Below are 19,421 nucleotides of genomic sequence, written 5' to 3'. Positions count from 1 at the left end.
ATATGTCATATAAAAACGAATGAAGTTTATAAATCAAAACTTACATATAGACGGTATCGATAAAAAGATACTTCGTGCCTTAATGAATGATGCCAGAACCCCTGTTCTGGAAATTGCACGTCAAGTTGGTATTTCTGGTGCAGCTATACATCAACGCTTACGAAAATTGGAGAAGTCTGGTTTATTGGCTGGTTCAAAGTTTATGATTAATCCAAAAACTTTGGGTTATACAACAATGGCATTCGTTGGCATTTTTTTAGACAAAGCTATGAGCAATCCTGATGCTGTAAGACAACTTAAAAAAATTCCTGAAGTACTGGAGTGCCACTACACAACTGGAAATTGGAGCATTTTTGTAAAAATTTTGTGTAAAGACAATGAGCATTTAATGCATGTACTAAATAGTGATATTCAAACTATTTCTGGTGTTTCGAGGACAGAAACTTTTATTTCTTTAGACCAACAAATAGATAGACAAATCAAAATATAAAAAAAGCCTCTAGTTTTAGAGGCTTTTTTATATAATCTTGTTCTTTTAATCTCTTCCTCCAAATACTTGAAGTGCCCAATATAACAGTGAAGCAAGCGCACCAATGGCAGCAACTAAATATGTTCTTGCAGCCCATTTAAGTGCATCTTCCGACCCTTTATACTCTTCTTGAGAGACCATGTTTTTGTTCTTTAACCATGCTAAAGCTCTATTACTAGCATCGTATTCTACAGGAAGTGTGATAAAGCTAAATAAGGTTGCAAAACCCATAAACACAACTCCAGCCACAGCAACCCACCATCCTAATCCTATTCCAGCAGCGCCTCCTAAAACAAGTCCACCAATAACTAACCATTGTGACATCCCAGAAGTTACACTAACAATTGGTACTAAAGCTGATCGCATTCCTAAAGCACTATAGGCTTTCGCATGTTGTACAGCATGACCACATTCGTGAGCAGCTACTGCAGCTGCCGCAGCATTACACTGATTGTAAACAGCTTCACTTAAGTTTACTGTTTTATTTTTAGGATTGTAATGATCTGTCAATTGACCAGCAACCGAAATAACCTCGACATCAAAAATACCATTATCTGCCAGCATTTTCTCAGCAATTTCTTTACCAGTCATACCATTACGTAATTGTACTTTTGAGTAGTATGCAAATTTTTTCTTTAATTGATTACTTACTAACCAACTTACAAGAGCAATCGCTCCAATTAATATATAATATCCAAACATTTGTTTCTAAATTTATTAATGTAAATGTAGTATATCCCTAGCAAAAAATAAGCCAAATTTTCGTTAAGAAATTTTGTCAGTCTATACTTAGTTTTCCTTCCCTTGAAAAGGGAAGGTGTCACATAGTGACGGAAGGGTTATCAACCACCTCGTCTTCATTTCGTTTCACAGAAATGAAGCCACTTCTCCTTAAAAAGGAGGAGAGTTTTTTATTCGTTAGCCAACAATATTCACAATTTTACCAGGAACTACAATTACTTTTTTAGGTTCTCGACCTTGTAATTGCTCTTTAGTTTTGTCGTTTGCCAATACAGCTTTTTCAATGTCATCTTTACTTAAATCTAATGATAGCTCTAATGTGAAACGCATTTTACCATTAAACGAAATTGGATAATTTTTAGTACTTTCTACCAAATGACTTTCATCAAATTTTGGAAAATCTGCTGTTGAAATCGATTTGTCATGACCTAACTGATTCCATAATTCCTCAGCGATATGAGGTGCATAAGGTGAGATTAACACCAATAACGGTTCTAAAATTTGTTTGCTTGTACACTTTTGAGCAGTGAGCTCATTACATGCAATCATAAAGGTAGAGACTGATGTATTAAAAGAGAAATTTTCAATATCTTCTTCTACTTTCTTTATGGTTTTATGTAATGTTTTTAGGGTGTCTTTAGTTGGTGCAACGTCTGTAACTTTAAAACCATTGTCGTCATTATACAACTTCCATAATTTTTTAAGGAAACTATGCACGCCTGTAATTCCAGCCGTATTCCAAGGTTTGTATTGCTCTAATGGCCCAAGAAACATTTCATACAGACGCAAGCTGTCTGCTCCATAATCGATACAAATTTGATCTGGATTGACCACGTTGTATTTAGATTTGGACATTTTTTCGACGTCGCGTTTTACCTTGAAAGTTCCATCATCTTCATAAATGAATTCTGCATCCTTAAAATCCTGATTCAACGGGTGCTTTTTAAAAGCATTAACATCTAATTCATCTGACGAGTTAACAATATTTACATCTGCATGAATTTGATTAATAACATATTCAACATTTACATGTTCTGATCCTGGGAAATTCTCTAATATTGCCTTTTGAACAAAATCAATTTTATTTTGATAAATATTCGAAGATTCAAAGCTATCGACCTTTGATTCAGAAATAAAAATCGCATTATTCAGAATCAATTTTGAGCAAAACTCCTGAACTTCCTTGCTGTCATAAATGTTATTATCAGATTGGTTAATTTGTAGTAAAGCTCGATATACAAAAGCACTAGTCCCCAAAATCATTCCTTGGTTAATCAATTTTTTAGCAAACTCATCATGAGGTACTAGACCCAAATCAAACATAAACTTTTGCCAGAAACGGGAGTATAATAAATGTCCTGTGGCATGTTCGCTTCCTCCTATATATAGATCGACTTGCTGCCAATAGTTAATGGCATCTTGAGAGAATATTTCCTCATCATTTTGAGGATCCATATAACGATTAAAATACTGTGAGCTTCCTGCCCAACCAGGCATTGTGTTTAATTCAAGAGGATAGACGCCATTATGAGACCCTTCGACTGCGCTCAGGGTGACAAGGTCATTTGAGACTACTTTATTATTTTTTGTATCCCAAGCCCAATGTGTGGCGTTTCCTAAAGGTGGTTCACCCGTTTCGGTTGGTAAATATTTTTCTACTTCTGGTAAAGTGATTGGTAAATACTCAACATCAATCATTTGTGGCATACCATTGACGTAATACACAGGGAATGGCTCTCCCCAATAACGCTGACGAGAAAACACTGCATCACGCAATCTGTAATTGGTCTTTCCTTCGCCTTGACCTAGTTTTTCTAATTCATAAATAGCTGTTTTTACAGCTTTTTTATACGTCAACCCATTTAAAAAATCACTATTTGCAATAATGGTATTGTCTTTATCTGCAAAGGCTTCTTTAGAAATATCTACACCTTCAAAAATATTAGGAATAGGAATATTAAAGTGTTTAGCAAAATCGTAATCACGTTGGTCACCACAAGGTACTGACATAACTGCTCCTGTCCCATAACCAGCTAACACGTAATCGCCAATCCAAATGGGAATTGGTTCTTTGGTAAAAGGATGCTCAGCATAAGCTCCTGTAAACGCACCGGAAATGGTTTTTACATCTGCCATTCTATCACGTTCACTACGTTTTGCAGTTGCTTCAATATAAGCCTCAACCTCAGCTTTTTGTTCTGGTGTAGTGATTTTTGACACTAGTTCATGTTCTGGAGCTAAGGTCATAAAAGACACACCAAAAATGGTATCAGGACGTGTTGTAAATACAGAAATTTGATGAGACCCTTCGACTGCGCTCAGGGTGACATTTGGCAATACATTAAAAGTAACCGAAGCACCAACCGATTTTCCAATCCAATTGCGTTGGATTTCTTTTAGTGGTTCTGGCCAATCAATGGTGTCCAACCCTTGAAGCAAACGTTCAGCATAAGCAGAAATACGCATACTCCATTGTGTCATTTTTTTCCTAATAACTGGATGTCCTCCACGCTCAGACACACCATTGACAATTTCGTCATTGGCTAGCACTGTTCCTAAGGCAGGACACCAGTTTACTTCGGTTTCAGCTAAATAGGTTAATCTGTATTTTAGTAAAATTTCTTGTTGTTGTTCTGATGAATAATTGTTCCATTCATCCGCTGTAAATATTTCTACATCATCATCACATTTAGCATTGACATTTGCGTTTCCTTCAGCTTCAAAAACTTTAATCAGTTCTGATATGTTTTCAGCTTTATCAGAATCGTTATTATACCAAGAATTAAACAGTCGAATGAAAATCCACTGCGTCCATTTGTAATAACTTGGGTCAGACGTTCTGACTTCACGAGACCAATCGAATGAAAAACCAATTTGGTCTAACTGACGACGATAGGTTTTGATGTTTTCTTCGGCAGTAATTGCTGGATGTTGGCCAGTTTGAATGGCATACTGTTCTGCAGGCAACCCGAAACTATCATACCCTTGAGGATGCAGCACATTAAACCCTTTATGACGTTTGTAACGTGCATAAATGTCACTAGCAATATACCCTAATGGATGTCCAACATGCAATCCTGCTCCAGATGGATAAGGGAACATATCTAACACATAATATTTTGGCTTTTCTGACTTGTTTTCCGCTTTAAACGTTTGGTTGTCTGCCCAATATTTTTGCCATTTGGCTTCTATCTCGTTGAAATGGTATTTCATCGTATTGCTTTCCGTAATTAAAAGCGCAAATTTACGGTTAATAAAGAAAACAGTAAAACCTTTAAGAAAATTAGTAATTATTATTTTGTAAGACGCTACATATTATGTAACATTGCTACTTTAAATGTAGCATCATGAATAATAAATCACAGCCAACCCCTGGAAAACCAGTAAGAGGATCGAAAACAGGTCAGCCAATAATGGTGATTTTTGATTTGTTAGGTAGAAACTGGTCAATGGGTGTTATTTGGCATTTAAATAATGGCCCAAGTACTTTTAGAGCATTACAAGCTTATTGCGAAAATATCTCCCCTACAACTTTAAATAAAAGAATAAAAGAATTAACTCTTGCTGGTTTTTTGGAAAGAACAATTAATGGCTATGTATTAACTAGTCAAGGGAAAGAGTTATTTAACTTAATTGAACCCTTAGGTAAGTGGTCCAAAAAATGGGCGAATACATATAATTTAAAATGAGAACTATTAAAAAACCTAAACCGTCAGAATATCCAAAATATTCACATATTTACATGGATTTATTACAAGACGACGAAAACATACTTGACCAACTGTGGCAAAATTTTTTAACAATTAAAAGCTTTATATATAAATTGCCTGAAGAAAAGCTCTACTTTAGATATGCAGACAATAAGTGGACGATTAAAGAAATTTTAGTTCATCTAATTGACGACGAACGAATTTTTACTTATCGTGCTTTAAGATATGCAAGGAATGACGATACTCCTTTGCATGGTTTTGAAGAAAACAATTATGCTATTTATTCGAAAGCTAATGAACGAAGTTTAGATAGTATTTTTGAAGAATATGAATCTGTAAGAAAAGCAACTTTAACTCTTTTTAATTATTTACCTGAAGATAGTTTTTTAAGAAGTGGTTCTGGAATAGACACAGATGGAAGCATTATTAACAAAAGAACAGTTAGGGCATTAGCCTATCATATTGCTGGCCATGAGCTAAGACATTTTAAAATTATTAAAGAGCGATATTTATAACCATTATCAAAATAAAGACTATTGAAAAGCAATCTTTTTAAAGCCCATTTAGCATTACTTGGGGCTAATGTTATATATGGAGCAAACTATATTATAGCCAAAGGCATTATGCCAAATAAAATTGGCCCTTCGGCATTTGTTTTTTTAAGAATTATTGGAGCTGGAATTCTTTTCTGGGTCATAAAATCATTTATTAAAGAACGTATTGACAAAAAAGATATTTTTAGATTAGCGCTTTGTGGCTTGCTTGGAGTTGCTACCAATCAATTATTATTTTTTCATGGTTTAAATTTAACCTCACCAATCGACGCTTCCATTATTATAACCTCGATTCCTGTGATGGTTTTAGTGTTTAGTGCCTTAATTCTGAAAGAAAAAATAACTAAAAACAAACTTATAGGCATCACCGTTGGTGGTATTGGAGCTGTCTTACTAATTTGGTATGGTAAAAGTGCTGCTGGAACGAGTTCTACATTAGGAAACTTGTTTGTTTTTATCAATGCTTGTTCCTATGCTTTATACTTAGTTATTGTAAAACCAATGATGAAAAAATACAATGCATTAAATGTGATTAGTTGGGTGTTTTTATTTGGGTTTGTGTTTATGTTTCCATTTGGAATAGGGGATTTTCTTGCTACTGATTTTTCCTCTTTTGATTTAAACACATACTTAGCTGTTAGTTTTGTGGTTGTTTTCACCACCTTTTTAGCTTACTTATTTAATATTTATGCGTTAAACTATGTATCGCCTTCGGTTACTGGAAGCTATGTGTATTTACAGCCAGCTGTTAGCTTTATAATGGTAAGTATTTATGCATATATTTTGATGCACGAAGAGTATGCACAAGACATTAATTTAGTAAAAATATTAAGCTGTTTACTTGTCGTTTCTGGCGTTTATTTAATAAGTAGAAAACCCCTAAAGCAAAACTAACTTAGTCCTCGAGCTTTTCTTTCCTGTGGTAATAAACAATGATATATAAATGAGTTTGCTGGAGTTAAAAGATGAAGTTCTTTTCCTTGTTTTACGATATAGCCATTAAAATTTTCTAGTTCACTTGGGCGTCCAGCCATAAAATCTCGTTGCATAGATGCTGTGGTCCCATGATTAAAATTATCTATAATTTTTAACGTCATTTCAATATCATTATTGGTTAACGCAATCCCTTTTGCATTCGCTATTGCTACAATTTCATTAGCTGTTTGATACATAATTTGTCTTAAATAATCATCCTTTCTAATCTCTCCATAAACCACGCGTGTGATAGCTCCAATACCACTTATTGTTGTAATAAAAAGAAACTTTTTCCAAATATCTAATTGGATGTTTTCTGAAATAGTGCTTTTAAACCCTGCTTTATCAAAAGCTGATTTCACTTTTTTTACTCTAGATGTGAGCTTACTATCATATTCACCAAAAACAATTTCCGGTTCAAAAGCAAAGTGATTAATAACACCTGGCGCTTCAATTTTACTCACTATTTTACACAGTCCTGCAAGTACGTTTTCTTGCGGAAGTATATTTCGTAATCTATCGGCATTATCAGCGCCATTTTGCAATGGCAATACCATCGTATTCTTAGTAATAACATCTTTAAGCCCTTTGGCTATAGCCTCAATTTGCCAAGACTTTACACCAAGAATGACTACATCTGGATTTTGTATGGTCGAAACGTCATCAGTAACTTTAGGATGCACCACAAAATCACCATTAACACTTTTTACTTTTAATCCATTACCTTTTATAGCTTGAAGTGTTTTACCTCTAACAATAAAAGTAACATTAAATTCAGCTTGTGCTAATTTTCCCCCAAAATATCCTCCAACACCACCAGCACCTACAACAACAATGTTCATATGTTTTAGTTATTATAATTATAGATTAAAGATACTTTTATATTTTTACGCTAACAAGAAAAACTTTATGAGTTCAGCATTTGAAAAACATCAAAAACGTCGGTTAATATCTTCATATTTCTCAGTAGTCATTAGTATTGCTTTGGTGTTGTTTTTATTAGGATTGTTAGGCATGTTGGTCTTGAACGCTAAAACTATTTCGGATAATTTTAAAGAGCGTGTCGTGATGACCATTTACTTAAATGATACTGCTAAAGAGGTTGAAATAAATCAACTAGAAAAGAGTTTAACGCTTGCAAATTATGTAAAAGAAACTAAATATTTGTCTAAAGAAGACGCTGCAGATTTTATGAAAGGCGAATATGGTGAAGATTTTTTGGATGACATTGGCCATAATCCTTTACAAAACTCCATTGAAGTTAATTTAAAAGCAGATTTTGTCACCGAGCAACGATTAGATAGTATTTCGCAAGCAACGCTAACCAAGAAATTTGTGGACGATGTGCGTTACGATAAAGATTTAGTATCAATGATGAATAGCAACGTTAAACGCATTAGTTTTTGGGTGTTAATTATTAGTGCCTTATTTACACTTATTGCGGTGTTACTTATTAATAGTTCTATTAGATTAGCTGTATATTCAAAACGGTTTACTATTAAAACCATGCAAATGGTTGGAGCTACCAAACAATTTATAAGACGTCCATTTGTATGGCGTAGTGTTAAACTGGGAATAATTGGTGCTGTTCTAGCATTAATAGGAATGGCAATTGTATTGTATTACGTAAACAAGACGTTTCCAGAGTTAAAATTACTTAGAAATGAGTTACTACTTGTTAGCTTGTTTATTGGTGTATTTTTAATTGGGATTTTAATTACTTGGATTAGCACATATATTGCAACTCAACGTTTTTTAAACTTAAAGACTGACCAGTTATACTATTAATACTATGAAAAAAGTTATTATTGTCATATTACTTTTTTCTTTGTTTACTGTTTTTTTGGTTGTAAGATCTTGTATTGTTAGTAATATTACATTAGATGATAGTGTTGTTGTAACTACCACTATTATCAAAATTACTGAAGGTTCTAGTAATGATATCGTATTTCATGACAATGGAGGAGATAGGTATTATATCAATAGAGGTTTAGAGCGAGGATTAAATTTAGACGATCTTAACACTACTGTTTTAAATAAAACTGTTACTTTGCATTTAGCAAAAGTTTTTGGTGGTATGGCTACTTCGGAACATATTTCGCAATTAGTCATTGGAGATACTATCATTTTTACTGAATTTGATTAACTATGGGAGAACAAAAGCGAAAACAAGACACAAAAAGTAATTTTCTATTTGGAAAGAAGAATTATAAATTCATGCTTATTGGCATTGCTTTTATTGCTGTAGGTTTTATTCTAATGTCTGGTGGTGGTAGTGATGACCCAAATGTGTTTGATGAGAGTATATTTCATTGGAGACGTATTAGATTAGCACCAACACTTGTACTTATTGGATTTGGTATTCAAGTTTATGCGATTCTACTCAATCCTGATAAAACAGATTCTAAAAAATAAAATTCTCTTTCATATTTTAAGGTCACCCTATTTTAATACATTTGCCTCATGGAAGTAATTGACGCTATTTTATTAGGAATTATACAAGGGCTTACCGAATTTTTACCTGTATCATCAAGTGGTCATTTAGAACTTGGCAAAGCTATACTTGGAGACAATTTAGTTCCAGAAGAGAGTCTCTTATTTACAGTCGTTTTACACTTTGCTACTGCCTTAAGCACTATTGTGGTTTTTAGAAAAGACATTTACGATATCATTAAAGGCATTTTTGCTTTTAAATGGAATGAAGACACCAAATTTGTAGCAAAAATTGCAGTGTCAATGCTACCAGCAGCTATTATTGGCTTTACGTTTGAAAGTGAATTATCTGCACTTTTTGGAGGTAACATCAAACTAGTTGGTTTTATGCTAATCATTACAGCGTTGTTACTCTACTTAGCTGATAAAGCAAGAAATACCAGTAAAAAAGTATCGTTTTCTAACGCTTTAGTTATTGGTTTTTCGCAAGCCATTGCCATGTTGCCAGGAATTTCTCGTTCGGGAGCAACTATATCGACGTCAGTTCTTTTAGGAAATGACAAAACAAAAGCTGCACGCTTTTCATTTTTAATGGTAGTTCCTTTAATTTTTGGTAAGATAGCCAAAGACGTGCTTAGTGGAGAGCTTACTTATGATAGTCAGAATTTCACTGCCTTATCTATAGGTTTTGTAGCAGCATTTATTTCAGGATTGTTTGCTTGTACTTGGATGATTGCTTTAGTCAAGAAAAGCAAGCTAAAATACTTTGCTTATTACTGTGTTATTGTTGGTTTAATTGCAATAGGAGTTTCTTTTTACAGTTAATATGAAAACTTTAGAAGATTTCAAAAACGGTCAAATATTACTAATTGATAAACCTCTAAATTGGACCTCTTTTCAAGTAGTAAATAAGTTACGATGGCATATTAGAAAAACCTTCGATATAAAGAAAATTAAGGTTGGTCACGCAGGCACTTTAGACCCTCTAGCCACAGGATTATTAGTGATTTGTACTGGAAAAATGACTAAACAAATCAATGAATTTCAAGCGCAAGTAAAAGAATATACTGGAACCATAACCCTAGGAAGTACCACGCCATCGTTTGATTTGGAGACTGATATTGACAAAACATATCCAACTGATCATATTACCGAGCAACTAGTTGATAAAACAACCCAACAATTTATTGGAGATATCGAGCAATACCCTCCTGTTTTTTCAGCTATAAAAAAAGACGGAAAACGTCTATATGAATTTGCTAGAGCTGGGGAAACTGTAGAAATTAAACCAAGAACTATCAATATTTCAGAATTTGAAATCACAAGATTTGAAAATACTCAGGTGGATTTTAGAGTGGTATGTAGCAAAGGCACATACATTCGTTCACTTGCTAACGATTTTGGAAAAGCATTACAATCTGGAGGGCACTTAACAGCTTTGAGGCGTACCAAAATTGGTGATTTTAATGTTGATAAAGCATTTTCTATCGAAAATTTTATAGAAAGTTTGCCTTCGGAATAATTCTTGATAATCATTTTGCTTCTAACAAAACCAATTTATGAAGCAATTATTTACAATTCTTTTTCTGTTTATATCACTTGTCATGTATTCTCAAGATGATGCAGAAACCAACGGATTCTATTATAAAATCTCTTTAGCAACTACTTTAACTATTAATGAGGAATACACAATTACTCAAGATGATGATACAGGTTCCTTAATTCTTCCAAGTGCCTTTTTTGTTAATAATACATTTGGGTATAGATTTGATGAACGCTCGGTTATTGGGTTTAATTTAGAGTATAATTGGCATTCTGAAAGCGGTTTGCATTTCTTTCCCGCACACTTAAGTTTTAGATATAATATTATTGCCGACGATGACAATGTGTTTATTAGGTCTGGTTATGGTCGTTTCTTAAATTTAGGAAAATCTTTTGAGTCTGGAACCATGTATAAAGTGGGCGCTGGAGTAGAAATTTTTAATGAGGATTATACAAATTCATTTCTAATTGGGTTGGATTTTTCCAGAAAACGGTTTGGACACAAACAGCTGGATAAACTATCAAGTATCTCTGTTTTTTTTGAATTTATGTGGTTTTAAACTATTTTCGAGAACTCTACGTATATAATAATGCGTAATTTATTACTAGAAAATGTCTGTTTCTAATACATATAAAGCCCTAATTGCAACTGCATTATTATCTACTGCAGTAATACTTCTTGGGTTTACAGTTCATATCAAAAAGAAAGAGAAACTCGTTGCAGAAACTTTTTTTGAAATGGATGCTGAAGCTGTTGAAGAAGAGGAAAAAGAAGAACTGGAAGATATTTTAAAAAGCTTAGATAATTTAATGGCAACTCCAGCAACAAACCAAGCTTTTAATGAAACGAAGACTTATGAAAATGATAAAGCAGTTGATGAGGCTTTTGAAGAGCAAATGGAAGCCATAAAAAATCGTACAAGTATTGAAGAATTAAAAACTGCCAATCAAGATAACAATGTACTAACTGCTTCAAATAGTGGAAGTAACAAAGATAAAACGTCTGCATTTGGAAACATAAATGACGTTGTAAGCAAACGCCTTGAAAGTCAAAAAAATGCTGAAAACAGTGCTAATAAAAACAGCTCAGTAAGTTATTCTTTGGTAGACAGAATACACACCTTTTTACCAACGCCTATTTATTTATGTGAACAAGGTGGGAAAATAGTAGTAAACATTACTGTTAACCATGAAGGAAATGTTGTTGATACTTATATTAATGCGTCATCTTCTTCTGAAAATGGCTGTTTAATAGATCACGCATTGGAATATGCTAAAGAATCTAAGTTTAATAAAAATCCTGAAAAAGCTTCTCAATTAGGGACAATCACTTTCCTGTTTAGAGGCAAAAACTAGGTTGTAACTCGCAAAGTAATTGTGTGAGGTCTTCTAAAGTACTCTGTCCTTTATCCTTATTATACCAAACTTGTAAATCTTGTTTAAACTCAGGTGTTAACACACCATGTTCCTTTTTGTAATCATTTACCAATTTTGTTGCTACAGTTGGTCTTGGGCCATACGTTGAAACAACATCGTTAGTAGCATCATCAAGCATTACTAGTTTAGGGATAGATTTACTTCCATTGGTTAAAAACAAATTCATTAAAGCATCATTTTCATCTCTTAAAACCACCTTAAAATTGATATTTTTATTCAATTCTGCGACTTTGTTTATTACTGGCATCACATGTGCTGCGTCTCCACACCAACTTTCGGTAATAACCAACCAAGTTACTTTCGAGTCGATAGATTTAATTTTTTTTTCAACATCTAATGGAATTTTTAGTGTTTTATCCCATCTCGTCATTCGTCTATCATTAAGTTTGGTATATTCTATTAAAGCTTCAGTTTTGTTATCTCCAGTTGTATCGTTTTCACTTACTAAATTTTCAACAAGATTTCTATATGCTACATAAGAAATCCCTTTAGCTATACTTTCTTCAATTATATGGTTATTCATCATTTTTACTTAGTAATTCTTTGCAAATTTAAAAATATACTGCTTCTTTTTTGGTAACAATCATTACATTAGTAGTACAAATTTAATAACCTTACAAATATGATAAAGCACAAATGTGGTTGGTGTGTTGGAGATGATTTATACGAACAGTATCACGACACAGAATGGGGCGTTCCTGTTTACGATGATGCAACCTTGTTTGAGTTTTTAATTCTTGAAACGTTTCAAGCTGGATTAAGCTGGATTACTGTTTTACGAAAAAGGGAAAACTTTAGAAAAGCATTTGATAATTTTGACTATAAAAAAATTGCGAAGTACAATCAGAAAAAAGTTGATGCTTTATTGCAAGATGCTGGAATAATCAGGAATAAGCTAAAAGTAAATGCTACTATAAGCAATGCAATCGCATTTATGAAAATTCAGGAAGAATTTGGAAGTTTTAGTGATTATATATGGCAATTCACAAATGGAAAACCAATAAAAAATACTATTGCCAATTATAAAGATGCTCCTGCAAATACCGAATTAAGCAATACAATTAGTAAAGATTTAAAAAAGAGAGGGTTTAAGTTTGTTGGCACAACCGTTGTATATGCACATATGCAAGCTACAGGAATGGTTAACGACCATGAAGTATCCTGTTTTAGATATAATGAAGTTTAAAAATTTATAGGCTTAATTACTTCTAAATCTTTAGAATCGTAAGGAATTACTTCTAATATTTTTTGAATAGCTTCAACTCTTGCTCTAATCTTTCTGTTTGCTTTAATAATAATCCAAGGTGATAATTCAGTATTTGTTTTTTCAAACATTTTTGTTTTATACTCTGTATAATTGTCCCAAAGTTCTATAGCTTTAGCATCAACAGCACTAAACTTCCATTTTTTTAATGGACTTGTTTTAATATCCTCGAAACGTTCAGCTTGTTCTTCTTTTGAAATTGAAAAATAGAATTTTATAAGTCGAATTCCTGACTCAATAAGCATTCGCTCAAACTCATTTACCTGATTCATAAATCGTTGATATTCTTCTTGTGTACAAAAATTATTAACTGGTTCTACCACAGCACGATTGTACCAACTTCTATCAAAAAATACAATTTTTCCTTTTTTAGGTAAATGGTTTATATAACGCTGAAAGTACCATTGGCTCTTTTCGTCTTCGGTTGGTTTAGGTAAAGCTACCACTTTAAACTCTCTAGGGTTAAGATGTTCTGTTGTTCTTCTAATAGCTCCACCTTTTCCAGCTGCATCTCGACCTTCAAATAGAATTACTACTTTTTCATCATTTTCTCCAACCCATTTTTGAAGTTTTATGAGTTCTTCTTGAAGTTGTTTTAACTTGTTTTCATACTTCACATAACGAAGTATTTTAGGAATCGTAAAATTTTCCTCTTTTAGGAATTGCTTAATCCCTTTTTTTGAACTTAAGAGCTTTAAATCTTTATCTGTTAAATTTTCTGTCATTTCTAGTGTCTTATTTTATAGCTCTATGATAACGTTGCACCACATTTGGGTCTCTCAACATTGTTAAACCTGATTTTCGTTTCCCTTCATAATCAAACTTAGATAATAAATAACGCATACTTTCTAATCGTGCTTGTCTTTTATTATTTGTAATGATCAACATCCAAGGGCTAAATGTTGTATGGGTTTTGCTAAACATTTGTTTTTTGTAAAATGTATAATCATCCCAACGCACTTGCCCTTCTTTATCAACAGGACTAAATTTCCATCGCTTTAATGGGTTTTTCAATCTCGCTTCAAAACGTCTTGCTTGCTCATCTTTGGTTATTGAAAACCAAAACTTTATAATATCTACACCATCTTCGTATAACATGTGTTCAAACTCAGTAACTTGAACCATGAATTTTTCGTACTCTCTATCTGTACAAAACCCCATAACAGGTTCAACCACAGCACGATTATACCAACTTCTATCAAAAAATACGATCTCACCTGGTTCTGGAAGTTCTTTAATATAGCGTCTAAAATACCACTGTCCCTTTTCAACTTCGGTTGGTTTGGTTAAGGCAACCACACGATTTGAACGAGGATTTAAGTGCTCTGTAAATCTACGTATGGCTCCACCTTTTCCAGCAGCATCACGCCCTTCAAAAATAACACACACTCGTTTTTTATGTTTTGCCACCCAACGTTGTAAATTCACTAATTCCGCTTGAAGTTGTAACAATTCTTTTTCATATTGAGCTTTTTCAACAATTTCATCTAGAATGTTTTTATCTATCTTATTTTTAAGAATATCTAAAAACTTTTCTTTGTCTTCATACTGATTAAAATCTTCTCTTGTAAGCATTAATTTTTGATTATGTTTTACGAATATCTACCTTTTATTTTTTTCTACCTATGACTTTTGTCAATTTAGTGATTTTATGTATTTACTTCGAGCTATATATTCGGCTCCTAAGCTCTCTAAGTGACTTGTATGTACTTGACAATCTATTAGACTGTAGTTTGAGTTATTTACAAATGTTATAAAGCCTACTTTACTTGCATTACTTTCTTTAGTAAACATACTTTCTCCACTAAATACTTCCCCATTTAAATCAACGCCATAAAGTCCTGCTACTAGCTTATTTTCTCGCCAAACCTCAACGGATTTTGCAAATCCTAAATTGTGTAAATCGCAATAAGCCTCAATCATTTCATTAGTAATCCAAGTGCTAGATTGTCCTTCTCTTTTAGCTATTGCACATTCTGTAATTACGCTTCTAAAATCTTTATTTACTGTTACTGTATAGTTACTGTTTTTTAGTATTTGCCTCATACTTTTAGAAACTTTCAATTTATTAGGAAAAAGCACAAATCTAGGATCTGGCGACCACCACAAAACTGGTTGTCCTGTTTCATACCATGGGAAGATTCCGCTTTTGTATGCCTCTATTAAACGTTCAACTGTCAAATCACCTCCAATTGCTAGCAATCCATCTTCATTTGCCATAGAAACATCTGGAAAATTGCTATTTATAGTAAGAAAGTGCATATAGATATGATTAAGTGTAGTGGTTTTAATGTTTATGAAAATTAAGATAATTTATCTCAACAAAAAAGCCTCAATACAAAGATTGAGGCTTTTTATTTCAAAAGTATATTTTAAAAAGGAAGATCGTCGTGTTCATCTTCATTTAAACTATCAACAGGTTCAAAAGCTTCTGTTGGTGGTACTGGTGATACATTTCCATTTGAAGCTTCTTGTTGTACATTTTCTATTCTCCAACCTTGAATTGAATTAAAATATTTTGTTTCTCCTTGTGGATTCACCCATTCTCTACCTCTAAGATTGATGTTAATTTTAACTTGCTGTCCAGCTTGATAAGCATCTAATAATTCTGTTTTATCTTGAACAAACTCTATCATTATGTGTTGTGGATATTGCTCTTCTGTAGTGACAACTACTTCTCTCTTTCTAAACCCATTTGTTCCAAACGTTTGAGTTTCTCCAATTACTTTAATTTTTCCTTGTACTTCCATCGGTTCTTACTTAATTATTTATTTCTGTTAATTTTAATTCTAATTTATATTTTCTGATAATAATAATTTCCAAGCACTTTCAACATCACCATAACTTAAATAGTTTTGTGCAATTTTGTGCTTTTCTCTATGCGACATACCTCTAACATTAGGATAACGTTCACTTACATCTTTTATAAAATCTTCTATTTCTTTATTACTTGGCAAAGTTTCAATATTCCCTAACATTCCAAGGTCATTTCCAGTTAAAATCATACTATTTTTAACATACTCAGGCATGGCATCTACGCCTATTCCTAAAGTTGATAATGGTTTAGGAATTTCGAAAAAACCTTTATTTGCTCTACTATAATAACTTCCGCCAGCTCTGGCTACCAAGTCTAATTTTTCTTGGCTAATACTTTTATCGTCATTGAGAACTTCACTAGCAATGTGAAACTTTACCACTTCACAAATTATTAAATTTCCTGCACCTCCTTCTGTACCTAGCTTAATAACCTCGTTAACCTTACACTCAAATTGAATTGGAGATTCGGCTACTCTAAATGGCTTTACCAAATCAGACTCCAACATAGTTAATCCTGCTTTCTCAAATTCGTTGACATTTTCAGGATACTCTGTGCTACTTAATGACATTTGATGAACGATATCAAAATTCACCACATTAATAACCACTTCTTTTACCTTATCTACATTATCTAAGGTGTGCTTAGTGGTATTATCTCTAACACGTCTTGCAGGCGAAAAAATCATGATTGGAGGGTTAGCACTAAAAACATTAAAGAAACTAAATGGTGATAAATTAGGATTTCCATCAGCATCTATGGTACTAGCAAACGCAATAGGTCTTGGTGCTATAGCACTTAGTAAATAACTATGTAATTTCCCTACTGATATGTCCTTTGGTTCTAACGAAAGCATCTCTAAAATTTTGAGCAACAAAGTTAACAATCTAAGTATTAACTAAAAACCATTTTACTAACAACTAGGACAATAATATTAACATATTTACATTATATTTAAAATTGAAAAATCAAACTTATCTTTTTTGAGTAACAGAAACATTTTACGTTGGGTTATTGTAGTAGCATCTTTTGCTATTATTTCTTTAATTCTTTGGAATACATACGATTTTTTTCAAAAATTTAAAGCTGAAGAGCGCGTAAAAATGGGAACTTGGTCCTATGCTCAAAGTGATTTTTTAGGAAACATGTATGACTTAGATGCGGATGTGAATCCTGTGACTTCTCATATTTTAACAGATTCAACTAGCATTACAAATCCAATGATGATGGTTACTCCAGAAGGTGAATTTAGAATTTTAAAAAATATTGACACCACAAATATTAGTGATGTTAATACTTATCTAAATAAATTAAGGGATCGTTATGAAAAAGAAAATATTCCTATTTCTGTTAATTATCAAGAAACCGAATATGGAACTATAGTATATGGAAACTCTCCATTACTAAATAAACTAAAATACTACCCATTAGCTTTAATTCTAATTATCATTTTATTTGGAGCAGTGGCATTTTTCTTTTATAAAAGTTCAAAAGTTGCCACTCAAAACAAGTTATGGACTGGAATGGCAAAAGAAACAGCACATCAAATTGGTACGCCTTTATCATCTTTAATTGGGTGGACAGAGATATTAAAAATGGAAAACGTAAATCCAGAGCATATTCAAGAAATTGAAAAAGATATCGATAGACTTCAAACTATTACAGAACGATTTAGTAAAATTGGGTCTATCCCAACACTAGAAACCTCAAATATTATTAATGAAACCAAAGAGGCTTATAACTACTTAAAAACGCGTTCTTCCAAATTAGTAGATTTCGAGTTAGTTGCTCCAAATGATTCAATTAATGTAAATCTAAACAGGCAGCTTTATGGTTGGACTATAGAAAATTTAGTGAAAAATGCTATAGATGCAATGAAAGGTAAAGGTCAATTAAAAATTGAAGTGTTACCAAATGACAAGTATGTTTACATAAGAGTTTCTGATACTGGAAGTGGAATTCCAAAAGCTCGGTTTAAAAAAATATTCGAACCTGGTTTTACAAGTAAAAAACGTGGTTGGGGTTTAGGCTTATCACTTGCAAAACGTATTGTAGAAGATTACCATGATGGAAAAATAAAAGTGGTGTCTTCTGAAATTGGAAAAGGTACTACGATACAAATTTCGTTAAAAATAATTTCGGCTTAATATTATGAAACAAAATTATATTCATATAAAAACCGAATCTCTTAATAATAATTGTCCAGAATGTTTTTCAACTGAAGGATTACAATTAAGCTTTAATCAAAAACATACTGAAACACGTTTTTACAAGTCATGGACGAATGATATAATTCATGAGTTAAAATGTAGTGTATGTAATACTGAGATTTTTCCTATTCGTTGGACTGATGAGATAGATCGTGTTGTAGATTACAAGAAAAAAGCATTTACTCCTAAGCCAAAATCTTTTAAATTAAAACAATTGGCATGGGTACTTTTAATATCCTTAGATGTTTTAATACTTATAGGAATACTAATTGGTATTGGAGTTATTAAAATTTAAAGATTGCTATTAATAGCCTTTGCTAATTCTTCAAATTCGCTTTGAGTTAAAGACACTTTATTGACAAAACGAGCATCTTCCATAGAATTTAATGGAATTAAGTGTACATGTGTATGAGGAACCTCTAATCCGATTACAGACATTCCTACTCGCTTACAGTCAATCGTCTTTTCAATAGCAATCGCCACTTTTCTAGAAAAACTCATTAATCCATTATAAGTAGCTTCATCTAGATCAAAAATTTTATCAATCTCAATTTTTGGAACGCACAATGTGTGCCCTTTAGCATTAGGATTTACATCTAAAAAAGCTAAGAAGTCTTCAGTTTCGGCTACCTTATAGCAAGGTATCTCACCATTTATTATTTTAGTAAAAATAGATGCCATTAGGATCTTGATATTTCTAAAATTTCAAAATTTATGATCCCATTTGGAACTTGAATTTTTGCTACATCTCCAACAGATTTTCCTAGCAAGCCTTTGCCAATAGGAGAGTTTATAGATATTTTTCCTGACGCCAAATCTGCTTCACCATCAGCTACCAAAGTATAGGTCATTTCCATACCATTGGCTTGATTTTTAATTTTTACAATAGATAGTGCTAATACTTTTGACAAATCTAGTTGAGATTCGTCAATAAGTCTTGCTCCAGCTAAAGCTTCTTCAAGCTTAGCGATTTTCATCTCAAGCATTCCTTGAGCTTCTTTGGCAGCATCATACTCAGCGTTTTCACTTAAATCACCTTTATCTCTTGCCTCAGCAATTGCATTAGATGCTTTTGGACGCTCTATATCTTTTAATTGTTTTAACTCTGCTCGTAACCTTTTTAATCCCTCAGCAGTGTAATAAGATACGTTGCTCATAATTCCTCTTTTAATTAAAAAAGTGCTCATAGATTATCTATAAACACAATACAT

25 protein-coding genes are annotated in these 19,421 nt (G+C 32.7%); 14 read left to right on the top strand and 11 right to left on the bottom strand.

What is annotated here, in order from left to right; genetic code table 11:
• Positions 1–19 precede the first annotated feature (19 nt).
• Complete coding sequence (locus ABGB03_RS00345; protein WP_347923848.1) at positions 20–490, top strand: Lrp/AsnC ligand binding domain-containing protein; 471 nt, start codon at positions 20–22, stop codon at positions 488–490.
• A 45-nt stretch (positions 491–535) separates the two neighbouring features.
• On the opposite strand, the gene ABGB03_RS00340 is transcribed toward ABGB03_RS00345, so the two are convergent.
• Together ABGB03_RS00340 and ABGB03_RS00335 are read right to left on the bottom strand one after the other, a co-directional pair.
• Entirely contained in the window at positions 536–1,231 is a 696-nt protein-coding gene (locus ABGB03_RS00340; protein WP_347923846.1) for a zinc metallopeptidase, read from the bottom strand.
• A 216-nt stretch (positions 1,232–1,447) separates the two neighbouring features.
• Complete coding sequence (locus ABGB03_RS00335; protein WP_347923844.1) at positions 1,448–4,483, bottom strand: class I tRNA ligase family protein; 3,036 nt, start codon at positions 4,481–4,483, stop codon at positions 1,448–1,450.
• Between the two features lie 134 nt (positions 4,484–4,617).
• On the opposite strand from ABGB03_RS00335, the gene ABGB03_RS00330 reads away from it, so the two are divergent.
• From ABGB03_RS00330 to ABGB03_RS00320, 3 genes are read left to right on the top strand one after another with little or no spacing between them, the layout of a single operon-like run.
• Positions 4,618–4,959 carry a helix-turn-helix domain-containing protein gene (locus ABGB03_RS00330; protein ID WP_347923842.1) on the top strand — a complete coding sequence of 114 codons (342 nt, stop codon included), beginning with the start codon at positions 4,618–4,620 and terminating at the stop codon, positions 4,957–4,959.
• Positions 4,956–5,495, top strand: a complete 540-nt coding sequence (locus ABGB03_RS00325; RefSeq protein ID WP_347923840.1) for a DinB family protein — start codon at positions 4,956–4,958, stop codon at positions 5,493–5,495. Before ABGB03_RS00330 ends, ABGB03_RS00325 begins: the two co-directional genes overlap by 4 nt.
• Before the next feature lie 21 nt (positions 5,496–5,516).
• Positions 5,517–6,428 carry a DMT family transporter gene (locus tag ABGB03_RS00320; protein WP_347923838.1) on the top strand — a complete coding sequence of 304 codons (912 nt, stop codon included), beginning with the start codon at positions 5,517–5,519 and terminating at the stop codon, positions 6,426–6,428.
• On the opposite strand, the gene ABGB03_RS00315 is transcribed toward ABGB03_RS00320, so the two are convergent.
• Positions 6,425–7,351 carry a 2-dehydropantoate 2-reductase gene (locus ABGB03_RS00315; RefSeq protein WP_347923836.1) on the bottom strand — a complete coding sequence of 309 codons (927 nt, stop codon included), beginning with the start codon at positions 7,349–7,351 and terminating at the stop codon, positions 6,425–6,427. The two genes, ABGB03_RS00320 and ABGB03_RS00315, sit on opposite strands and share 4 nt — an antisense overlap.
• Positions 7,352–7,418: 67 nt before the next feature.
• On the opposite strand from ABGB03_RS00315, the gene ABGB03_RS00310 reads away from it, so the two are divergent.
• From ABGB03_RS00310 to ABGB03_RS00280, 7 genes are read left to right on the top strand one after another with little or no spacing between them, the layout of a single operon-like run.
• Positions 7,419–8,297, top strand: a complete 879-nt coding sequence (locus ABGB03_RS00310; protein ID WP_347923834.1) for a permease-like cell division protein FtsX — start codon at positions 7,419–7,421, stop codon at positions 8,295–8,297.
• 4 nt (positions 8,298–8,301) lie between these two features.
• Complete coding sequence (locus ABGB03_RS00305) at positions 8,302–8,655, top strand: hypothetical protein (RefSeq protein WP_347923833.1); 354 nt, start codon at positions 8,302–8,304, stop codon at positions 8,653–8,655.
• A 2-nt stretch (positions 8,656–8,657) separates the two neighbouring features.
• Entirely contained in the window at positions 8,658–8,924 is a 267-nt protein-coding gene (locus tag ABGB03_RS00300; protein WP_347923831.1) for a DUF3098 domain-containing protein, read from the top strand.
• 48 nt (positions 8,925–8,972) lie between these two features.
• Complete coding sequence (locus ABGB03_RS00295; protein WP_347923829.1) at positions 8,973–9,767, top strand: undecaprenyl-diphosphate phosphatase; 795 nt, start codon at positions 8,973–8,975, stop codon at positions 9,765–9,767.
• A 1-nt stretch (position 9,768) separates the two neighbouring features.
• Positions 9,769–10,464 carry a tRNA pseudouridine(55) synthase TruB gene (gene truB / locus ABGB03_RS00290; protein WP_347923827.1) on the top strand — a complete coding sequence of 232 codons (696 nt, stop codon included), beginning with the start codon at positions 9,769–9,771 and terminating at the stop codon, positions 10,462–10,464.
• Positions 10,465–10,501: 37 nt separating this feature from the next.
• Entirely contained in the window at positions 10,502–11,044 is a 543-nt protein-coding gene (locus ABGB03_RS00285) for a hypothetical protein (RefSeq protein ID WP_347923825.1), read from the top strand.
• Positions 11,045–11,096: 52 nt separating this feature from the next.
• A complete protein-coding gene (locus ABGB03_RS00280; protein WP_347923823.1) occupies positions 11,097–11,840 on the top strand; it encodes a hypothetical protein in 744 nt (247 codons plus the stop codon).
• On the opposite strand, the gene ABGB03_RS00275 is transcribed toward ABGB03_RS00280, so the two are convergent.
• Positions 11,824–12,447 (bottom strand): thioredoxin family protein, encoded by a 624-nt coding sequence (locus ABGB03_RS00275; protein WP_347923821.1) that lies wholly within the window; start codon positions 12,445–12,447, stop codon positions 11,824–11,826. The two genes, ABGB03_RS00280 and ABGB03_RS00275, sit on opposite strands and share 17 nt — an antisense overlap.
• Before the next feature lie 96 nt (positions 12,448–12,543).
• On the opposite strand from ABGB03_RS00275, the gene ABGB03_RS00270 reads away from it, so the two are divergent.
• A complete protein-coding gene (locus tag ABGB03_RS00270) occupies positions 12,544–13,107 on the top strand; it encodes a DNA-3-methyladenine glycosylase I (protein ID WP_347923820.1) in 564 nt (187 codons plus the stop codon).
• Here ABGB03_RS00270 and ppk2 (ABGB03_RS00265) read toward each other — a convergent pair.
• From ppk2 (ABGB03_RS00265) to ABGB03_RS00245, 5 genes are all read right to left on the bottom strand, one after another.
• On the bottom strand, positions 13,104–13,910 hold the full coding sequence (gene ppk2 / locus ABGB03_RS00265) for a polyphosphate kinase 2 (protein WP_347923819.1): 807 nt from the start codon (positions 13,908–13,910) through the stop codon (positions 13,104–13,106). The genes ABGB03_RS00270 and ppk2 (ABGB03_RS00265) overlap by 4 nt on opposite strands.
• Positions 13,911–13,920: 10 nt before the next feature.
• Complete coding sequence (gene ppk2, locus ABGB03_RS00260; protein WP_347923817.1) at positions 13,921–14,760, bottom strand: polyphosphate kinase 2; 840 nt, start codon at positions 14,758–14,760, stop codon at positions 13,921–13,923.
• A 60-nt stretch (positions 14,761–14,820) separates the two neighbouring features.
• A complete protein-coding gene (gene aat, locus ABGB03_RS00255; RefSeq protein ID WP_347923815.1) occupies positions 14,821–15,447 on the bottom strand; it encodes a leucyl/phenylalanyl-tRNA--protein transferase in 627 nt (208 codons plus the stop codon).
• Positions 15,448–15,557: 110 nt separating this feature from the next.
• Entirely contained in the window at positions 15,558–15,935 is a 378-nt protein-coding gene (locus tag ABGB03_RS00250) for a DUF3127 domain-containing protein (protein ID WP_347923813.1), read from the bottom strand.
• Between the two features lie 39 nt (positions 15,936–15,974).
• Positions 15,975–16,856, bottom strand: coding sequence for a flavin reductase family protein (locus ABGB03_RS00245; protein ID WP_347923811.1), 882 nt, complete (start codon positions 16,854–16,856; stop codon positions 15,975–15,977).
• A 127-nt stretch (positions 16,857–16,983) separates the two neighbouring features.
• Here ABGB03_RS00245 and ABGB03_RS00240 point away from each other — a divergent pair, with 127 nt between their 5' ends.
• On the top strand, positions 16,984–18,147 hold the full coding sequence (locus tag ABGB03_RS00240; protein WP_347923809.1) for a HAMP domain-containing sensor histidine kinase: 1,164 nt from the start codon (positions 16,984–16,986) through the stop codon (positions 18,145–18,147).
• A gap of 4 nt (positions 18,148–18,151) precedes the next feature.
• A complete protein-coding gene (locus tag ABGB03_RS00235) occupies positions 18,152–18,505 on the top strand; it encodes a hypothetical protein (RefSeq protein ID WP_347923807.1) in 354 nt (117 codons plus the stop codon).
• Here the strand turns inward: ABGB03_RS00235 and ABGB03_RS00230 are convergent.
• Both ABGB03_RS00230 and greA read right to left on the bottom strand, forming a co-directional pair.
• The gene (locus tag ABGB03_RS00230; protein WP_347923806.1) at positions 18,502–18,891 is read right to left on the bottom strand and encodes an HIT family protein; all 390 of its coding nucleotides are present in this window, start codon (positions 18,889–18,891) and stop codon (positions 18,502–18,504) included. The two genes, ABGB03_RS00235 and ABGB03_RS00230, sit on opposite strands and share 4 nt — an antisense overlap.
• Positions 18,891–19,367 carry a transcription elongation factor GreA gene (greA, locus tag ABGB03_RS00225; RefSeq protein ID WP_347923804.1) on the bottom strand — a complete coding sequence of 159 codons (477 nt, stop codon included), beginning with the start codon at positions 19,365–19,367 and terminating at the stop codon, positions 18,891–18,893. Before greA ends, ABGB03_RS00230 begins: the two co-directional genes overlap by 1 nt.
• Positions 19,368–19,421: the final 54 nt, after the last annotated feature.

The sequence above is a fragment of the Pontimicrobium sp. SW4 genome, assembly GCF_039954625.1.
GTDB lineage: Bacteria > Bacteroidota > Bacteroidia > Flavobacteriales > Flavobacteriaceae > Pontimicrobium.
The sequence above is the reverse complement of the archived record's forward strand: the minus strand, read 5'-3'. Positions and strand labels throughout refer to the sequence as shown.

Coding starts and splice junctions, on each gene's coding strand:
- ABGB03_RS00345 (WP_347923848.1), top strand. CDS start 20: ATGAAGTTTATAAATCAAAACTTACATATAGACGGTATCGATAAAAAG.
- ABGB03_RS00340 (WP_347923846.1), bottom strand. CDS start 1,231: ATGTTTGGATATTATATATTAATTGGAGCGATTGCTCTTGTAAGTTGG.
- ABGB03_RS00335 (WP_347923844.1), bottom strand. CDS start 4,483: ATGAAATACCATTTCAACGAGATAGAAGCCAAATGGCAAAAATATTGG.
- ABGB03_RS00330 (WP_347923842.1), top strand. CDS start 4,618: ATGAATAATAAATCACAGCCAACCCCTGGAAAACCAGTAAGAGGATCG.
- ABGB03_RS00325 (WP_347923840.1), top strand. CDS start 4,956: ATGAGAACTATTAAAAAACCTAAACCGTCAGAATATCCAAAATATTCA.
- ABGB03_RS00315 (WP_347923836.1), bottom strand. CDS start 7,351: ATGAACATTGTTGTTGTAGGTGCTGGTGGTGTTGGAGGATATTTTGGG.
- ABGB03_RS00310 (WP_347923834.1), top strand. CDS start 7,419: ATGAGTTCAGCATTTGAAAAACATCAAAAACGTCGGTTAATATCTTCA.
- ABGB03_RS00305 (WP_347923833.1), top strand. CDS start 8,302: ATGAAAAAAGTTATTATTGTCATATTACTTTTTTCTTTGTTTACTGTT.
- ABGB03_RS00300 (WP_347923831.1), top strand. CDS start 8,658: ATGGGAGAACAAAAGCGAAAACAAGACACAAAAAGTAATTTTCTATTT.
- ABGB03_RS00295 (WP_347923829.1), top strand. CDS start 8,973: ATGGAAGTAATTGACGCTATTTTATTAGGAATTATACAAGGGCTTACC.
- truB (WP_347923827.1), top strand. CDS start 9,769: ATGAAAACTTTAGAAGATTTCAAAAACGGTCAAATATTACTAATTGAT.
- ABGB03_RS00285 (WP_347923825.1), top strand. CDS start 10,502: ATGAAGCAATTATTTACAATTCTTTTTCTGTTTATATCACTTGTCATG.
- ABGB03_RS00280 (WP_347923823.1), top strand. CDS start 11,097: ATGTCTGTTTCTAATACATATAAAGCCCTAATTGCAACTGCATTATTA.
- ABGB03_RS00275 (WP_347923821.1), bottom strand. CDS start 12,447: ATGATGAATAACCATATAATTGAAGAAAGTATAGCTAAAGGGATTTCT.
- ABGB03_RS00270 (WP_347923820.1), top strand. CDS start 12,544: ATGATAAAGCACAAATGTGGTTGGTGTGTTGGAGATGATTTATACGAA.
- ppk2 (WP_347923819.1), bottom strand. CDS start 13,910: ATGACAGAAAATTTAACAGATAAAGATTTAAAGCTCTTAAGTTCAAAA.
- ppk2 (WP_347923817.1), bottom strand. CDS start 14,760: ATGCTTACAAGAGAAGATTTTAATCAGTATGAAGACAAAGAAAAGTTT.
- aat (WP_347923815.1), bottom strand. CDS start 15,447: ATGCACTTTCTTACTATAAATAGCAATTTTCCAGATGTTTCTATGGCA.
- ABGB03_RS00250 (WP_347923813.1), bottom strand. CDS start 15,935: ATGGAAGTACAAGGAAAAATTAAAGTAATTGGAGAAACTCAAACGTTT.
- ABGB03_RS00245 (WP_347923811.1), bottom strand. CDS start 16,856: ATGCTTTCGTTAGAACCAAAGGACATATCAGTAGGGAAATTACATAGT.
- ABGB03_RS00235 (WP_347923807.1), top strand. CDS start 18,152: ATGAAACAAAATTATATTCATATAAAAACCGAATCTCTTAATAATAAT.
- ABGB03_RS00230 (WP_347923806.1), bottom strand. CDS start 18,891: ATGGCATCTATTTTTACTAAAATAATAAATGGTGAGATACCTTGCTAT.
- greA (WP_347923804.1), bottom strand. CDS start 19,367: ATGAGCAACGTATCTTATTACACTGCTGAGGGATTAAAAAGGTTACGA.